13 protein-coding genes are annotated in these 12800 nt (G+C 55.4%); 4 read left to right on the top strand and 9 right to left on the bottom strand.

Features of this window, described 5'->3' with window-relative positions:
• Positions 1-356: 356 nt before the first annotated feature.
• The 4 genes from VMC84_RS05535 to pth2 form a co-directional block, all read right to left on the bottom strand.
• Positions 357-665 (bottom strand): MTH865 family protein, encoded by a 309-nt coding sequence (locus VMC84_RS05535; RefSeq protein ID WP_325378928.1) that lies wholly within the window; start codon positions 663-665, stop codon positions 357-359.
• A gap of 117 nt (positions 666-782) precedes the next feature.
• Positions 783-2087 (bottom strand): tRNA pseudouridine(13) synthase TruD, encoded by a 1305-nt coding sequence (truD, locus tag VMC84_RS05530; protein WP_325378926.1) that lies wholly within the window; start codon positions 2085-2087, stop codon positions 783-785.
• A gap of 379 nt (positions 2088-2466) precedes the next feature.
• Positions 2467-2922: a hypothetical protein gene (locus VMC84_RS05525; RefSeq protein ID WP_325378924.1), complete on the bottom strand. Its 456-nt coding sequence runs from the start codon at positions 2920-2922 to the stop codon at positions 2467-2469.
• Positions 2923-2931: 9 nt separating this feature from the next.
• Positions 2932-3279, bottom strand: coding sequence for a peptidyl-tRNA hydrolase Pth2 (gene pth2, locus VMC84_RS05520; RefSeq protein ID WP_325378922.1), 348 nt, complete (start codon positions 3277-3279; stop codon positions 2932-2934).
• A 901-nt stretch (positions 3280-4180) separates the two neighbouring features.
• Here pth2 and VMC84_RS05515 point away from each other — a divergent pair.
• Genes VMC84_RS05515 through VMC84_RS05505 form a run of 3 tightly spaced genes read left to right on the top strand, consistent with a single transcriptional unit; the run spans position 4181 to position 6054 of the window.
• Positions 4181-5365, top strand: a complete 1185-nt coding sequence (locus tag VMC84_RS05515) for an NAD(P)/FAD-dependent oxidoreductase (RefSeq protein ID WP_325378920.1) — start codon at positions 4181-4183, stop codon at positions 5363-5365.
• Between the two features lie 2 nt (positions 5366-5367).
• Positions 5368-5499, top strand: a complete 132-nt coding sequence (locus VMC84_RS05510; protein WP_325378918.1) for a hypothetical protein — start codon at positions 5368-5370, stop codon at positions 5497-5499.
• Between the two features lie 9 nt (positions 5500-5508).
• Positions 5509-6054 (top strand): hypothetical protein, encoded by a 546-nt coding sequence (locus VMC84_RS05505; protein ID WP_325378916.1) that lies wholly within the window; start codon positions 5509-5511, stop codon positions 6052-6054.
• On the opposite strand, the gene VMC84_RS05500 is transcribed toward VMC84_RS05505, so the two are convergent.
• On the bottom strand, positions 6048-6638 hold the full coding sequence (locus tag VMC84_RS05500) for a hypothetical protein (RefSeq protein WP_325378914.1): 591 nt from the start codon (positions 6636-6638) through the stop codon (positions 6048-6050). The two genes, VMC84_RS05505 and VMC84_RS05500, sit on opposite strands and share 7 nt — an antisense overlap.
• Before the next feature lie 72 nt (positions 6639-6710).
• Between VMC84_RS05500 and VMC84_RS05495 the strand changes: the two genes are divergently transcribed.
• A complete protein-coding gene (locus VMC84_RS05495) occupies positions 6711-7904 on the top strand; it encodes a TIGR04084 family radical SAM/SPASM domain-containing protein (RefSeq protein WP_325378930.1) in 1194 nt (397 codons plus the stop codon).
• On the opposite strand, the gene VMC84_RS05490 is transcribed toward VMC84_RS05495, so the two are convergent.
• The 4 genes from VMC84_RS05490 to VMC84_RS05475 all read right to left on the bottom strand — a co-directional run bounded on the left by VMC84_RS05490 (position 7894) and on the right by VMC84_RS05475 (position 12748).
• Positions 7894-8325, bottom strand: coding sequence for a DUF3795 domain-containing protein (locus tag VMC84_RS05490; RefSeq protein WP_325378912.1), 432 nt, complete (start codon positions 8323-8325; stop codon positions 7894-7896). The two genes, VMC84_RS05495 and VMC84_RS05490, sit on opposite strands and share 11 nt — an antisense overlap.
• 62 nt (positions 8326-8387) lie before the next feature.
• Entirely contained in the window at positions 8388-9122 is a 735-nt protein-coding gene (locus VMC84_RS05485) for an FAD-dependent oxidoreductase (protein ID WP_325378910.1), read from the bottom strand.
• A gap of 88 nt (positions 9123-9210) precedes the next feature.
• On the bottom strand, positions 9211-10809 hold the full coding sequence (locus VMC84_RS05480) for a PEP/pyruvate-binding domain-containing protein (RefSeq protein ID WP_325378908.1): 1599 nt from the start codon (positions 10807-10809) through the stop codon (positions 9211-9213).
• Between the two features lies 1 nt (position 10810).
• Positions 10811-12748: a hypothetical protein gene (locus VMC84_RS05475; RefSeq protein ID WP_325378906.1), complete on the bottom strand. Its 1938-nt coding sequence runs from the start codon at positions 12746-12748 to the stop codon at positions 10811-10813.
• Positions 12749-12800: the final 52 nt, after the last annotated feature.

Here is a 12800-nt window from a genome sequence, read left to right as displayed (position 1 = left end):
AAGGGCGGGTTATCGAAGGCATCGAATGCACCTGCGCCAGGCCTGGAAAAGGGTACGAGCCTGGGCAAGGGCTACTGAGCAGAGCAGATGAACGAATGAACATTCGGTGCGCGGCCCGCCCGTAAAACTAATAACTACACCATGACTGCCCGGGCGGGCCGCACCAAAAAACGATCCGGTTAAGCTATTCTAAGCATAATAAAAAGCTCTAAAACTTTTTCAGCCACAAAGCGCCTCAAACTGGCCTAAAGTGACTCTAAGACTTATTAATTTAAATTGCGTATTATTCTAAGCACAGCTAGAACAGATAGATTAGCCCCCGCCTGGCTGCAGGGGGCCGATCACGGAAAACAAGCTTATTTCACCACGTTCATCTGACAGCTCGATACAAGCGCAGTGGCCGTATCGCCTGCGTTCTCCAGCGGGAATGCGCGGTCATCGATGTTATCGATAAGGTCGTGGAGCGAAACTTCCCGGCCCTTATACATGCAGGACTTCTGCGTACCCTTCGGATAGATATCCGCCAGGTCAGCCTTCGTCTTGATCGGGAATTTCACCCCGGCAGCGCGCAGTTGTTCTACGATGTCCGATTTGAGCCTGTCCAGAGCCTCGATATCCTTTGGCGCCGGCTCCTCGCCCATAATCATTGTACTCTTTTCAGCCATAAGATCACCACATTACAATATGTTATATTATTATAAAATTATAATATTTTACCGTTTTCCATGGCCCGAGCGATTATAAAATGTGTGTTTTGGGGATATATGGCATGAGCCGCTGGCCTAATCCATATTTTCAGGACGGGATTTCATGTACTCCCGCAGGACGGTGGTGGCATAGCATCCCCGGGGCAGAAAAAATTTAAATCTGGCTATGCCGGTGCCTGCGCTTATCGACGGGTTTACCCGCAACCGGATCTCTCTCCGTAGCCCCGACGACGCGAGCTCGGGCATGGCCGCCATTCGGAAATCTTCAGTACTGATGCCTTCTTCTTCAAGCACCTGCCGCTCTGCTTCGCCAGTACTGCCGGCATCCAGCCCCGAGTCACTTCCAATGAGCGGAAGCGTCACATATGCCCGGTTTCGCTTGATTAAAAATTTAATGTCGGGCATATTCTTCTTCGTCACCGTCTCCAGTTTCGACGCGTCCGGCTCCCCGTGCGCATCTGTAAAACATACGACATCGCCTTCGAGAGGCTCCTTCAGCGGGAGCCCGTCCAGAAGCCGGCGGCTGAGTAATTTATTAAAGAGATAGGACTGGTAAGCGTGCACGAATAGCCGCAGGAGGTTAGGGGATAATGACTGAAATGCGCCGGCGTAGTCGCCGGGATGCTCTATGAGGTGGTGCATCATGGCGCGCTCATACCGGAGGTTCAAAGGAAACTGCCTTATGCCTTCCCGAAAGTCGCGGGTCTCCATGACGAGGTCACGGACTTTCCGGTTTTCTTCGGATTCGCCCGGGAACGACTTCGCGATATAGTCCATAGCGGCGCCCTCGATGTCACCCCGTAGTAGCTTTTTCCCGACGAGATGCGTGATGGGGCGGACTATGCCGAAGCGCTGGTACCCGAAGAAGTTCGGGACGCCCCCCGATTTTACAATACTGGCGTCGATGGATTTCAGGCGGGCTTCGCATTCGGCTTCCGGCAAAGCGATGTTCCTGACGGTGATGTCAAAGTCGTTCCCTCGGAGGTCGCCCAGCCCGATGCCCTTGTTCGCGCGCCCGAGGGACTCCAGGATGGCCCGCTGTAAGTTCACGCGGGCAAGCTGCTCTTCCGTGACGCCCCGGATGCTCATTAATTGTGACGTTACGGCCCGCTTATCCTTTGTGCCGGCGATGCCGATACGCTCCCCGCCGATCCCAAGCTGCCGGGACAGGTCGCGGATCAGGTGGTGCGATTCCCAGTTCTCCTTCACGAGCCGCACGATCAGATAATCGCCCGACGTACCGTACTTGAAGTCAGAAACTTCGCTGACTTTAAAATCTCCTGGCTCGACGCGCAGGTCTCCGCCGACGCCGTCCTCGTCGGTGAGCCAGGCGTCGATGCCCATCAGCCGTTCCAGCCCATACGAAGTTGGTTTAACCATACAGATCACCCGTGGCTCACCACGGAGACACGGAGGCACCACGGAGACACAGCGCTTTTTATTCACCACGGCGACACGGCGAACACGGCGCTTTTTAGTTCCTGAAGGGGGCTGATGCCCCCTCGGAGACCCCCTCCTCTCTTTAATATCCTGAAGAGGGGCTGACGCCGCGCGGAGCGCTCTTGCTTACCCCTCGGGATCCCCATTTTACTTATTAAAACTATGGAAACCGTGTCGCCGTGCATCCGCCGTGTCGAATTTTAAAGAGCGCCGTGTTCGCCGTGTCGCCGTGGTGAATAATTAACCGTGTCCTCCGTGGTGCCTCCGTGTCGCCGTGGTGAACAAAGCGCCGTGTTCGCCGTGGTGCGCTTCATGATAGTTATGCGTGGTATGAGTCAAACTTGTCCTTTTCCACCGCTTCGCCCGGCTTCTGGAAATTGATCACGGGCAAGGGCGCGGCCGGGGGCAGGCAGAGGCTCTGGGACAGGAGCATGGCCAGCGGGATGATCCGGGCCATCATGTTATTCGAGACCTCGTTCTGGATGGCGATGTCCGGCTTCCCCTGCTCCCAGTCCTTGAGCGTTTTATCGGCGTGGGGGCTTGCGTAGTCGCAGTAGCCCTCGAACCGGATGAAGCCGATAGAGGGATTGATATAATTAATGGTGACGCCGTACTCGATGCGCAGCACCTTTTCCGGGGCCACGGGAACCTTGACCACCGACAGGTTCCGGAGGTTGATGTCATAGTTCACGTTGATGTTCCGGTATTTCTGGAGCTCTTCCAGGGGAACGTGCCTGGCAGACTCGACCTTATTAATGACAAATCCAACGATCATGCTGATCCCTTACATGAGTTTCAAGTGTCCGACTATCTTATCCAGTACCATGGCGTCGGCCGGGCCCATGCCCAGCGACGTGATGGTGCCAGGAGGTACGGTGGTCAGGCCGGCGTCCTGGATGAGCGCCGTGGGTATATCCATCCGGCGGGCCTCTTCCTTATACTTAAAGAGGTCCTCCAGCTTATCGACCTTGAGGACGATCTTCTTCATGCCCTCGCGCTTCCAGGCCTCCTGGACCGCGGGCTTCGCCCACTCGTACGCGGCCAGGGACGCGTGGGCCACCTGGACCGCCATTTTACCTTTGGGGAGCTTCAAGTCGTCCCGGACAAGTATGCACTGCTTATACTCGGTCATCCTGATTACCGTGATGATTAAATGTTTTATTATGAGAGCTATTAATTTATGGCTTACTATATCCACTTTGTCATGAAATTTTTATCGAGGCCTTCAAAAAATAATACGTTGCTCAATGACTTTTTAGCCACAAAATGACGCAAAGCCGGCTCAAAGATACTCTAAAAAATTTAATAATATTTGGTGCGTTGAATATTGATAGGTCATTGTTTAGAAAGTAGTCTTATTTTTATTGTTTGCGTAATAGCCAAATTTATCGATAGTTTCCGATTATCTTTTTCAATTTTTATGCTTTGTTGAATATGCCTTTTTAAGTCTCGGAGTGTACTGAGGCACTATTTTTCACCACAAAGGCACGAAGAGCACGGAGGCCCACAAAGACTTTTTTATAATTAAGTTACAAAGGACACAGAGCCGCTTTTTGAACTTCTAAGATACAAAGGATTATGAAGGCATAGGGGTAAAAAGTGCCCTTGTTCATTCCACTGTGTCTTTGTATCCTTCGTGCCCTGATCGCCGATGAACCGGCTTTGTGTACTTTGTAACTTAATCTAAAAAAAGACTTTTTGGGCCTCCGTGCTCTTCGTGCCTTTGTGGTGAAAAATAGTGCCCTCCGTGCCCTTAAAAAGCTTAAAATACCGGAGTAATTCAACACAGCAAATATTTTTAAAAATTAACTAGCTTAGTAATCGTTTACTAATTAACAAAACTTGACTTATTCAACACAGCAAATATATTGAAATATCTTAGAGTCGTTTCAGGCCCGCTTAGTGTAGCTTCGTGGATGAAAATTTTTAAGCGTTTTTATTATGCTTAGTGGGGCTTAAGCTAAAGCCAAAAAAGATAAACTTTAAATGTAATAGAGAATGCTTAACGTATCACGCTTTAAGGTAGTCTACAAATGGAATTTGATGTAGTGGTCGTAGGCGCGGGCCCCGCGGGCTCGATGGCCGCAAAGTACGCCGCGAAGAACGGCGCCAGGACACTGCTCATCGAGGAGCATGCCGTGATAGGCTCTCCTGTCTCTTGCACCGGCCACATCAGCGTCAAGGCACTTAAGGAATGCGAGCTGCCCGAGGGCAATTTTATTAACAAGCGTATCCGGGGAGCTTTCGTCTATGCGCCCGATAATCGCTCTATACCCATCGATGGTAAGCGCACCATGACCTACGTCGTCGAGCGCAAGATCATGGACCGCGAAATGGCTAAAGCAGCTACGAAGGCGGGCGCCGACGTGTGGCTTGATACGGCCGTGCGCTCGGTTAAAAAAGTGCCCGGAGGCGTAGTGCTGGAAGCGGTCAGCGACGGTAAAAAGACGGAGATACCGGCGAGGGTCGTCATCGGCGCGGATGGAGTTAAAAGCCGCATCGCGAAGAGCGTCGGGCTGGGCCATATCCCCCATGTCTGTACGGGCATCCAGGTTGAAGCCGACTATGAGCCCCGGGATGAGGAGTTCGTCGAGATATTTTTGGGACATTATTACGTGCCAAAATATTTCGCCTGGGCGGTGCCCACGTCAGGCGAATGCTGCCGAATCGGCCTGAACGCGGACAGCGACGCGCACGTTTATCTCGACCGGCTGTTGAGCGAGCACGAGGTCGTCTCGAAGAAGGCCCGTGGGGCTGTCGACCTCATCATGGGCGGCATACCCGTAGGAACGCTCAAGAGCACAGTGACCGACGGCGTCCTCATCGTAGGGGACGCGGCAGGACACGTGAAGCCCGTATCCTATGGCGGCATCTACATGGGCACACGGTGCGCCAAAATTGCCGGAGAAGTGGCCGCGAAGGCCGCCCTGGAAGGCGACGTCCGGGCGGCCCGGCTCAGGGAATACGAGCGCCGCTGGCGCGGCGAGTTCGGCAACGAGCTCATGTTCGGGCTCAAGTTCAGGCAGATCTTCGGCAGGATGACGGACGAGGACCTGAACGAGGCCATCGCGGCCCTGGACGACCCCGATATTCTGAACATGATCACGCAGTACGGCGACATTGACCGCCCCTCCGTCCTCGCCCGGCAATTCCTGGGCCTGTCGACCAGGGAGCGCGTCTGGCGCTTCGTCAAGCTGTTCGCCCGGGTGTTCATTTAGGTATGGCGTATGACCCTGTTTTTATCGTTCTTCTTATCGTCGGCCTTATTTTAGTATTTCTAGTAATCTTTACCGTTATAACGTATATACTCCTGAAGATGGCCGTGAACCTGCGGCGCATCCAGAAAAAGTAGGGAATTACTATGGCGAACGTCCATTATACAAAGGACCTCCGGGAATTATTCCTAAAAGTGCCCGCCCTGAAACAGCGCATCGAGTATACCCTCTGGTTTTTCCCCGAGGTCACGGACATCAGGTTCGGCCGGGCATCCCGGAGCGCCTACTATGACGGCGGCACCGGCACCGTACGCTTAACGCGCAGCAGCAGCAACTACGTCATCGGCCACGAGGTCACCCATTTCCTGCAGGACGAGGCGCATTTCAACGGGAAGACGCTGCCAAAAGGCGAGAGGCAGTGCGACCTCTTCGTCTTCGCCCGCAGCCCGGCGCTGGTCGCCGACTTCTGGAAGGCGAAGGATAATTCCTACATCGGGTGGTCGCTGGACGTCGGCCAGCTTACGCGGGTTTATTCCCGTGAAGAAGGGCAGCAGATGATCTATGAGGTATGTAAAGAGGCCGTGGCCATGTATAACCGGGGGCCATGCCACTATATTAGCTGGGCGGAGAAGCGCATCAACGAGAATATAGCTCTGCGAAAAAAAGGGAAAAATACCTTATTCGATCAATAAGCCCGGAACCACAGGCCGCCGCTCCCGTCACTGCCTCTCGCATATGCGATGACCGGGTCCGTACTATTGGCCGGTATTTCGAATAGTACCCAGCCCTCGCGGGTTTCCCCCTTCATTAATCCGCCCTGTATCGTGGGGTTAAACAGGATAACGGGCGTGGCGTTTGTAAAGTTGCCTTCGGACAGGATGACAAAGTTCAGGTTGCTGATCGAATAGGTCTCGTTAGGCGTGAAATTGACCAGGTCCGCCCTGAATTCGGCGAACAAAAACTCGTTCCCCCGCCCGGGGACCTGGGGCAGGCCACTATAATTGTCAAGCATTTTCGTCGCCATGTCGCCCCGGGTCACGTTCTCCAGCACCATCGTCAGCGTGAGCTGAGACCCGTCCTCCATTTTTTGCCTGCTGTTACCCGTGACGGCCTGCCCTATGGGCGCCGGATTAGAGCTGGAATGGCCGATCTCCGCCGCGCTCGAAGACGGGGCAGGCGTCGGCGTTATCGTCGCCGGGCTCGAGTCGGTACAACCGCTAAAAGATAATACGATGATCGTTATACACAATATGGCTAATAGCCCGAAACGCCTCAAAGATAACCACCGTATGACTTTTATGCGATAATGTATAAAAACAAATCGTTCGGCCATGGATAAGCCTTAAATATCAAATCGTCTATCAGTGAGTCCATTATAAGAGGAGTCCGGGGACAGGGAGCCCGCTCAGAGGATGCGGTCATGAACTTTTTCATCACGCTGACGACGGCCTGTGATCTTCAGTGCCGCTACTGCTATGGCGAGTGCTGCGACGACTTCGACGAGTCTGGCGACCACGAGGACATCGATTATTCTTTGCCCCGGGACCTGGGCTGCGAGTCGGCGGCCCTGAAGTCCTTTATCGAAAAAGACCCTGATGCCACACTCATCTTTTACGGCGGTGAGCCGCTCCTGAATATTAAAAAGATGTACGAGCTCATGGATACGCTGCCCGCCAGGCGCTTCATGCTCCACACCAATGGGACGATGCTACACAAGGTAAAGCCGGAGTACCTGAACCGTCTTCACACGATATCGATCTCCCTCGACGGCGACGAGGCCCTAACAGACTACGATCGGGGCGAGGGCGTCTACCAGAAGATCATGGCCAACGCCCGGCTTATTCGCAAGAATGGCTTTAAAGGCGAGACCATCGCCAGGATGACTGTGACCGAGGACTGCGACATCTACAGCCAGGCCTTATACTTGTTGAATAATCCTGATTTTTGTTTTGACAGTGTCCACTGGCAGCTGAATGCGCTTTTCTGGAAGAACGACTACCAGCGCCGCCACTTCGCGCAGTGGGCTAAGGATAGCTATAACCCTGGCATCGACCTTCTCATTAAAGAATGGGTCCGCGTAATGAGGGAAGAGGGTAAAGTCCTGAGAATGTACCCGTTCATGTCCGTCATGCGCTCGATGCTGCTCCATGAAAAAACGCTTCTCCGCTGCGGCGCCGGCTGGGCGGAGTTCAACATCCAGACCGATGGGAAGATATCGCCATGCCCCGTAATGTCAGGTATGAAAGCTTATTATGCGGGCGACATCGCCTCGGACCATCCGTTGAAATTAAAGCAGACGCTCATTTCCGGCCCCTGTAAAGGCTGCGACATCCTGAACATCTGCGGTGGCCGCTGCCTCTATGCGAACGTGACCGTGAAGTGGGGAGACGCGGGATTCAAAGAAGTCTGTGCCACGATCAAGAACATGGTCAGCGGGCTCCTGGCCGTGCTGCCGGAGATCAGGCAGCTCATCAAAGAAGGAAAGATCAGCCTGCGGGACTTCGAGCACACGAAGTTCAACAGCTGCGAGATCATTCCCTGATAAGCGGCGCACCACAGTCGTAGCACTTAGCATCGTGCAGGCACAGGCGCCCGCCGCACGAGGGACACGTCCATGCCTCCCGGAGCTCTTCGAGCCAGGCATCCGGGCCGACCTGCTGGATCCTTTCAAGGTTCTTGATCAGGCTCGTATTGTATTTTTTATTGTATTTTCTATCCAGCTTTTTTAAATTGTCACAGGGGAATATCTCACACTCAAAACAAAACTTGACAGTGCTGTTCTTATCCTGGATACAGGCTTTCATTAAGAAGGCGCAGTTCTTATTCTGTATCCTGCACCCCTGACAGCCTTTCTTAAGGCCTTTTTCCCTCGACAGATATAGCCGGCAATAGCCGCAGTAAATGCCGCATGGGGCGGCCATATTATATTTTACGGAAAAACTATCATATCGCTTCTCAGGCATCCGCCGACCACTAATTCTACTCTGCACGTGCTCCCATATAAGATTAGTGAATAGCTCAATTATTATTGATAGCCGGTAAATTCTTCGAGCTTAATCCGGTCTTCCCGTAAATTCAGCCCTTCCAGCGCCTTTTTCATCGCCTGGTTCAGGCTTGGAGGCCCGCAAATATAAAACACACGCTCTTTATAGTCAGGTATCTGCGCTTTTATCATATCGGCGTCGATATGCCCCTTTAGCCCTTTCCATTCCGGCTCCCGCGTAAGCACGTTCTTGATGACGATATTCGGGTTCATCTTCTGAATTTCATCGAGCTCATCCTTGAAAACGATCTCGTTCTCCGTCTTGTTCGAGTAGAGCATGACGATGCTTGTCGGGAGCTTCTTATCCGTGCAGTACCGGCAAATGCTCATTAAAGGCGTGATCCCGATCCCGCCCGTCAGGGCCCCAATCTTTTCGTTTTCACCGCCCAGTGTGAACTCGCCGAAGGGGGCGTTGATCTTGGCCCAGTCGCCGGGCTTCATCTTATCCAGGGCCTGCGAATACTGGCTATCCGTTATCTTCTTCGTGAATTCGATGTAATTCTCCGTCGGGCTGCTGGAGATCGTAAAGTGGTGCAGCTTTTGCACGCCCTCGATGCGGATGTTGATGTACATCCACTGGCCCGCCTTATACTGGAAGCCTTCCGGCTTCGGAAAGCGGAAACTCTTCACGTCCTTCGTGCGTGGGACGACTTCCGATACGGCCGTCTCCCAGACCATTGGCCTGCCGGCCTGCTCGTGTGCAACTTCAAAGATCATACGGCCTCCGTGGAGCTACGTTCTTATGAAATATGGATATATTTTGTCGGCAGCCGGATAAACTTAATCCGGAAAAAGCGGGACGCACTCATGTTTTTTTCTTCCGCCATTTCGCCACTTTGGCGAGCAGGTCGACGGGCTTTTCCGTCGTCGTCGACAAGTGCCCTGCATAGACCAGGCCGGACGACCCGTCCAGCGTGATCTCGTCGCCCTCATGGAGCATGGCCTTCCCGATGTTTATCCTGTGGCGAGCCAGGTCGATGGAAAGGTCCGCACAGTTCACGACGCATACCTTTCCCATCTGGCGGGCCACGACAGCCGCGTGGGACGTCCTGGCGCCACGGGCCGTCAGCAAGCCGCCCGCGGCCTTGATGCCCGCGATGTCGTCGGGAGATGCAGTCTCCCGCACCAGGATGACGGGCGATCTTGCCGAATCTTCCTCTGCCCGCTCGCACGTCAGCGCGATCCTGCCTGCGGCCACGCCAACCGATGCCGAGATGCCCGCGCCGAGGGGCTCACCGGACGCGTTTAATCGCTGGATGATGATCGAGTCGATATCCACGCCCTCCAGCAGCCTCAGAGCCACTTTCGGCGTGATCAGGCCCTCGTCCACCATCTCCACAGCGATCCGGAGCGCCGCGTATGGGCTGCGTTTTCCCGAGCGGCTCTGCAGGATGAACAGCCGGGCCTCCTGGACCGTGAACTCGATGTCCTGCATATCCTTGAAGTACTGCTCGAGCCGCGTTGCCACGGCCTGGAGGTCACGGTACGCCTCGGGCATGAGATGGGCCATCTCCTTCTGCGTGGACGCCCCCTGGCTGCCCGAGACGACGTCCTCGCCCTGGGCGCCGAGCTTATAGTCCACGACGAGCTCCTTGCCGCCAGTCCACGGGTTCCGTGAAAAAGCGACGCCGGCGCCCGAGAACCGGCCCATGTTCCCGAAGACCATGGCCTGGACGGTCACCGCAGTCCCGCGGGCGGCCCCGACGAGGTTCAGGCGCCGAAAATTCGCGGCGCGGGGACTATTCCAGGAGCGCAGCACGGCGATCGAGGCCGCCCGGAGCTGGTCGTAGACGTTCTCGGGAAATTTCGGCCCCCCATTACGCTGGAGCATTGCCTCATAGCGGCCGGTGATCAGCTTCAGGCTCTTGAAGTCCAGCGCCGTCTCGTCCGTAACGCCTACGTCCTCCATTATCTCGTGCAGGATCGCCTGGAACTTACTCCCTTCGTAGCCCAGAACGATCGTCCCGAAGTTTTCCAGATAGCGGCGGTAGGTGTCCCAGGCGAACCGGGGGTTACCTGACATGTAAATAAGGCCCTGGATGATCTCGCGGTTGAGGCCGATATTCAGCATCGTGTCCATGATACCCGGCATGGAAATGGGGGCCCCAGACCGGACGGAGACGAGCAGGGGACGCCGGCCGCTCCCGAAAGTCAGGCCCGTCGCTTTTTCCAGGTGCGAGATCCCCCGCTTTAGCATCTCATCCACATAATCGGGCAGCACTTCGTTATTCCGGTAGTAGTCGTCGCAGATGGTGACCCCGAGCGCGAACCCGGGAGGCACGGGTATGCCCAGCGATGCCATTTTGACCAGGACTGCGGCCTTGTTCCCGAATTCCTGGGGTAAGGCCTCGGCCGTCGTGCCGGCCCCGAAAACGACCATGCGGGAGGTGGGCTGGAAAGCCATGTTACCGGTTTACCTCCTTGAGGACGTTGTCCCGGATGATGTAGGCAGCCTTCATGAACGAGTTCGTGGCCTCCTCGATGTTACTCGCCACCTCCAGGTAAAGCCGCAGCTCCTTGAAGTCGCCGCTGAGCTCGAAGATTGTCTTTTCCGTTTTCCGCAGCGAATCGTCGCACACGCGCTCGAAGTGCACGACGTTGTCCACGGCCTTCAGGAATTCCTGCATGTCCTCACGGTTGTTGGTCTTATGGACGTACAGGGCCGCGATGAGGGCCTTCAGGAACTCGCGGCCGCTGCTCAGCGCGATGCCGGTCATCTCGCAGAGCTCGTCGTATATGGGCCCCGAGCTCGGGTTATGGGACATGAGCGTGGTATAGAAGGACGCCTCCTCGAGGAAGTCCATGGCGTCATCCGCCGTATTGATGAGATCAGTAAAATAGGGAAACTCCTGGATCGAACGGGAAAGGTTGCGCACGCGGTTTACGAGCTCGTCGGCGTCGCGCTCCCAGACTTTTGATCTTTTCGCCTTCAGCGCAACCCCCTCCGGGCCGCCGCCTTCCCGGATGAGCTGCAGCGAGTCCAGCACCGCCGAGGCCACCTCTATGGTGTAGGAAGCGTGCTCCTCGCAGATCTCGATCACTTCCTCGTGCGTCGAACGGAAGTACCGGAGGAGCTCGGCGCGGATCTCATCCTGGAGCAGAAGCTTGGACGTATTGCTGAGCAGGCCCCGCGTCGCCGTCTTTAATACCCACCGGAGGTATTCACTCGTCTTCTCCCGGCCCATGATCTGGTAGAGCGGCTCGCCATAGCGGAGCGTGACCCGGGACGAGAGCTCGAGCGCCTCGTAGATCAGCTTTTCCCCGCCGAGCTGCAGGAAGCCGACGTGCCCGACCTCCTGGTCCGCCGCCCACTTGAGCACGGCGACCGCATCGCGGTTCGGGAGAAAATTTTTCAGCCTTTTTCGCGCCCGGTTCCAATCAATAAGGAAGACGATGCGGGACCCCAGGTAGGTCAGGAACTCCTTGAGGCGCTCCTGGTCCTTCGCGTTGAAGGTGCCGATCGACAGATGGTAGATGTCCAGCTTTTTCGCGCCCGCCGGCGTCTTCGAGAGCGTATCGGACCAGCCCACGTCGTACGTCTCGAACAGGCTCTGGAAGTACTGCAGGCGCTGCATGTGGATGTCCGTATACGTAATGGCCACGGTCTTTCCAGTGATGGAAATGACCATCACGTGGGCCTCCGTTTCGCCAATGTCGTTCTGGATCAGAAGTTTTTTCCCCGACCGTGTGGCCGTCGTGCCGAGGCCCGGGTGGTCGAATTTCAAGGGAGCCGTGCGGTTGACCCCCGCCATGAACGCCCGCACGAGCACGCGATCCTTTTCCGTTAGGAGGTAGGCGACCGCCCCATCGATCTGCTCCTGCGATATCTTCCCCTGGAGCTCGTTCAGGGCCTTGTGCATGTCCATGACGAGCAGGTGCAGGCTGTCCTCGCCTTCCCGGTTCCCGGACGCTATCCGGTCGATCGTGACCGCGGAGATGCTCCCGTCCTCGAGACGGACCTGCGGGGCGAGGGCCTTCAGGCGCGAGGAGAACTGCGGGCCGTCATCGTTGCCATCCAGGAGGAATGGCTGTAGCATGTCCTTCATGCACTTGTTCAGGGCGGAGAGAATATCCTCGGCCAGGGGGACCTGGTAGACGGAACCGGCTTTCACCGTCTCGCCGACGACGCGGTCCAGCCGGTCGTTATCGATCTCGGCCTGTTCACGCTCACTACGCAGGTCGGGGTGCCTTTCGGCCGGGTGTTCAGCGTGCTCCGCCGCAGCCTGAAGCAGGGTGAAGTAGTATTTGGCGCGCTCGTTGGCGAGTAAAGCGGCATTTACCAGCGAGGGCAGCAGTATTTCTTTTTCTCCGATCTCCTGGATGATCTCATTCTTCTCGGTCATATGGTAAACTCTATTTTATCTCCTGATGGTGTAAATAATTATTTACACCATA

Source organism: Methanocella sp. (assembly GCF_035506375.1).
Lineage (GTDB): Archaea > Halobacteriota > Methanocellia > Methanocellales > Methanocellaceae > Methanocella.
This window is presented reverse-complemented; position numbering and strand designations above follow the sequence as displayed.